The following is a 3,678-nucleotide window of genomic DNA, read 5'->3' as shown; positions in this document are numbered from 1 at the left end:
TTAAGCAGCAGAAAATATATTTACTTAGCCTTAGCTATAACTATTCTTTTAAATTTTGTAAATGCTATACCTTATGATATATTAATAATAGTCTCTATGACGTGGTATTATTCGCAGATTTTATCTATCACTTTAAAACACTAGATCTTTGTTAAAGCATTTATGTTAGCTTTTATTATTTTATCTTATATGAGGGCAATATCTGAGGCTCTAACAGTAGTGCTTCTTATTTTAGTTACCATAGTAGCCATATCTGTAGTTTCCCTTTACTATATTCATGTAGTTAATCTTAATCAGTTTAGTTTAGAGCAAGAGTTAAAATCACAGTATATTCAAGCAGGACAGATATTAAGTGTTGTTTATTATCGACAACAAGATAATAATAGTTACTTCTATGTAGAGAATATAGGAAATATACCGATAAACATTAGTAAAATATATGTAAATGGGACTAGTGTTAATTTTGTAATATACAATTCTACAAACACTTATGTGCGTGTATTATATCCTCAAATCGTTTACGTTATTCAGATACCTAAAAATACTACTACTATAATAATACAAACTACAAATAATAACTTAATTTATTTAGAGGCGTGAAAATTATGAGAGGCCAAGCTTCTGTAATTGCTATGATTGTGATATTTTTCATTTTGGTCTTAACTATAGGCTTATTCTTATATGTTGACGCTTCATATTTAGCGTTACAAAGGGAATATTTACAAATACAGCAGATAAAAGCTAATCAAGCTAAGGAGAATCTTTTAATAGGATATTCTAATGGATCACTTTCAATCTACAATTCTGGTTCAATAGCAACTAAGATAGTGGCAATATTATTAATAAATGGTTCTAATGTTTCTATAGAATCAGAGAATGTAACTATACTACCTAATCAGAACGTTATAATAAGTGTAAAACCAGCTAGTGCTTATGTAGTAGTAACGGCTTATGGTAATAGTTATCAAGTTCCTATATCCGTATCAAAAAATAAAAAGAGCTAATAAGAAGTATTACTTATGATTAAAAAGAATAGAAAAGGTTTAGAAAATGCGTTAGTAACTGTATTATTAATATTGGTTGCTATTGCTGCAGTTAGTCTAATTAGTTATTATTTCTTCGGAATTCTTAGGCATAGTATGGTAAGTAGTGGTGTAAGCATTACGAGTTTGCAAATGGCTGGGGGGATTTTAACTGGTGATTTAATTAATCAAGGATCAAGCAATATGACTAGTGTAATTATACAAGTTCATTTACCAGATAATTCAACCTCTCTAGTTACATATTCTAATTCTACAATAAATATACCTCCTGGTCAAACCTATTCATTTACAATAGCAGTACCTAAAGCTATAGGAGGCCAAACTTATATTGTAATAATAACCGTCAAATATCTCAATGGTCAAGTATATACTATATCACAAGAGGTCATAAATCAGTAGATAAATATCTAATAAACTGTTATATATACCCTTTTTTTAATTATATATGTGGCATTAATTGGTAAAAAGAAATCAAATGCTAAATTTGATGAATTATCATACTATTTACAATCTATAAGTGAATCTACGTTAATTTCTCTAAGTGTTAACTTAGAAAATTATAACATAATTAATAAATATACTCTAAGCAAATACGATATAGAAATATACATATGTGAAAAAGATGGAATTGGGTATTATCTTGTAAATGAACCCCCTTTGACTGAAAGGGAAAATAGGATTCTAATGGCAATATTTGATGGTCTCATTTACTCTTCAACAACTGCAGTCTCAGCAAAGCAGATAGATAGTTCTAGTTTAGAGAAGGAGGTACTTAAAATATCAGCTAGATTAGGAATAATCTCTGATGTTAAGAAAAACTTGAAGAAATATATGTATTATATTACTAGGGAAATGAAATATTCTATACTTCAAGCTCCTATGCTTGATCCGTATATAGAGGAAATAGAGTTAGTCTCGCCTTATAAGCCAATATCAGTAGTCCATAGTAGGTATACGGAATGGCCTAGATTAGAAACTAACATAATCCTTGGTAGCGAAATAAAAGTTAGAAGGATAGTTGAGAGATTAGCTTCATTAGGAGGTAGAAGTGTGAGTACTGCAAATCCATTACAAGATTTTATGCTACCAGAAGGTCATAGGGTTGCGGTAAGCTATGGTGAAGAGGTGAGTAGGGGAACTACTTTTAATATAAGGAAATTCCCAGAAAAACCATTAACAATAATAGATTTGATATATGATTATAATACATTAAGTGAATTAATGGCAGTGTATTTATGGATTATAGCAGAAGCTAAATTATTTACGTTTTTAGTAGGTCCTACTGGTAGTGGTAAGACAACTACGCTAAATGCGTTATTAATGTTGTTAAATCCCTTGGCTAAGTACTTAACAATAGAGGATACTCCAGAGTTGAAATTACCTCATAAGTATTGGATTCAATTCTATACAAGACCGTCTAGTTATGAAGGAGGAAAGGATATAACATATTATGACTTAGTTAAATTGTCTTTAAGATATAGGCCAGATTATATAATAGTAGGCGAAGTTAGGGGAAAGGAAATAGAATGGTTAGTTCAAGCAATAGCCAGTGGTCACGGTGGACTTACTACCTTTCATGGGTCTAATCACCTTGACGTAATAACGAGGATTAGTGGACTTTTAGGACCAGAACTTTCCTTACAGTTCAAGCAATTAATATCAGTTGTTGCAATTATAAAGAGACTAGAAAGTACTAATAATAAGAATAGGAAAATGGTTTCAATAGTGGAAAATACTGGTAATGATTTTAGGGAAGTATTTAAATATGATTACGAAAGAAATACTTTCTTACCTAGTAGTCCAGAGGAGATAAATAGCATACAATTAGAAAGGGCTAGAGAGCTGTTAGGATGGAGTAAAGAAAAACTAAATATGGAAATTAAAAATAGAATTGGATTATTAAGAAAAATTGCTGAAAGTGGAATAAGAGATTATGATGATTTGGCTAGGGAATTAGTAAAATATTATGTAAATGGTGGTACAATTGGCTGAAAAAGTTAAGCTGGCTAATATAATAACATACGATTTTATAATGGTTATACTTTCCGGCATTTTAGATCTGATAATTACATTATTCAAGCAACACTTTCTATATGCAGTATCAAGCTTCTTTCAATTCATCGTTATAAATCCATCAGTAGCATTGGGTGATGCCTTAGGATTCCTCTTCGTATTACAAGCATCACTCTTAGGCTTATTCATAGGGGGAATAATAGTTATGATTATACAATTTGCAGCTAATTACTATAGATTTAGGGCTGGTTATGAGGAGGGAATTCCTCTATCTACAATGTTAAAAATGAGGGTGATAACGGGTAGTAGACTTAGTGTTATATCTAATTGGATAAGTGAAAGAGTAGAGAAATATATAAAAGCTGGTGGGGAACTAGTTAGTCCAACTGAGGTAGGGGTTAAATATACTGCTTACTTCTTAATTTCACTAATTATATTAATACCGATTGCTACTACATTAAGTTTGGCATTAATAACTCCTTTACCATTTATATTATTATTATTCCCATTAATCTTCCTAATTTACCCTGAGCAAGCATTTAAGAGTAAGGCTAGAGAAACAAGTGAAAACATTCAAGATGAGCTACCATTCTTCGTAGTTTTAATTACAATTATTACAGCT

At 30.5% G+C, this 3,678-nt stretch carries 5 protein-coding genes; all 5 read left to right on the top strand.

Translation table 11 applies throughout. From position 1 onward, the window contains the following. The first annotated feature begins 189 nt into the window (after positions 1–189). Positions 190–600: a hypothetical protein gene (locus tag QXF46_09395; GenBank protein MEM0227075.1), complete on the top strand. Its 411-nt coding sequence runs from the start codon at positions 190–192 to the stop codon at positions 598–600. After that, positions 597–1,004 carry a hypothetical protein gene (locus QXF46_09390; GenBank protein ID MEM0227074.1) on the top strand — a complete coding sequence of 136 codons (408 nt, stop codon included), beginning with the start codon at positions 597–599 and terminating at the stop codon, positions 1,002–1,004. Before QXF46_09395 ends, QXF46_09390 begins: the two co-directional genes overlap by 4 nt. A 15-nt stretch (positions 1,005–1,019) precedes the next feature. Further along, positions 1,020–1,442 (top strand): hypothetical protein, encoded by a 423-nt coding sequence (locus QXF46_09385; protein ID MEM0227073.1) that lies wholly within the window; start codon positions 1,020–1,022, stop codon positions 1,440–1,442. 48 nt (positions 1,443–1,490) lie between these two features. After that, a complete protein-coding gene (locus tag QXF46_09380) occupies positions 1,491–3,035 on the top strand; it encodes a type II/IV secretion system ATPase subunit (GenBank protein MEM0227072.1) in 1,545 nt (514 codons plus the stop codon). Then, positions 3,028–3,678, top strand: a 651-nt coding sequence (locus QXF46_09375) for a hypothetical protein (protein ID MEM0227071.1), incomplete at its 3' end; no start/stop codon positions are given. The genes QXF46_09380 and QXF46_09375, both read left to right, overlap by 8 nt.

The organism is Thermofilaceae archaeon (genome assembly GCA_038731975.1).
Lineage (GTDB): Archaea > Thermoproteota > Thermoprotei > Thermofilales > Thermofilaceae > JANXEW01.
The sequence above is the reverse complement of the archived record's forward strand: the minus strand, read 5'-3'. Positions and strand labels throughout refer to the sequence as shown.